Consider the following 396-nt stretch of genomic DNA (forward strand, 5'->3'; position numbering starts at 1 on the left):
GGCTGGGCCTGTCCGGCGGGCAGCGGCAACGTCTGGCAATCGCCCGGGCATTGCTGGTCGATGCGCCTGTTCTGTTGCTGGACGAAGCGACCAGCGCACTGGACGCGCACAGCGAGCATCTGATTCAACAGGCGTTGCCCAGTCTGATGCAGGGTCGTACCACGCTGGTGATCGCCCATCGGCTGGCGACGGTGCAGAATGCCGACCGGATTGCGGTCATGGACCAAGGCCGGCTGGTCGCCGTCGGTACTCATCAACAGCTGATTGCCAGCAATCCGCTGTACGCGCGTCTGGCAGCCCTGCAGTTCAATGCGGCCGCTGAATAAGCGCGGGAGGTCACACCTCCCGATTCATCGGGGTCAGCGGTATTCGCACAGATAAGCAGTGTCGACACTG

At 63.1% G+C, this 396-nt stretch carries 1 protein-coding gene; it reads left to right on the top strand.

The window, feature by feature from the left end; genetic code table 11:
• Positions 1-326, top strand: a 326-nt coding sequence (locus ALO43_RS00015; RefSeq protein ID WP_117144567.1) for an ATP-binding cassette domain-containing protein, incomplete at its 5' end; no start/stop codon positions are given.
• Positions 327-396 lie beyond the last annotated feature (70 nt).

Origin of the sequence: Pseudomonas tremae, assembly GCF_001401155.1 — a bacterium.
GTDB lineage: Bacteria > Pseudomonadota > Gammaproteobacteria > Pseudomonadales > Pseudomonadaceae > Aquipseudomonas > Aquipseudomonas tremae.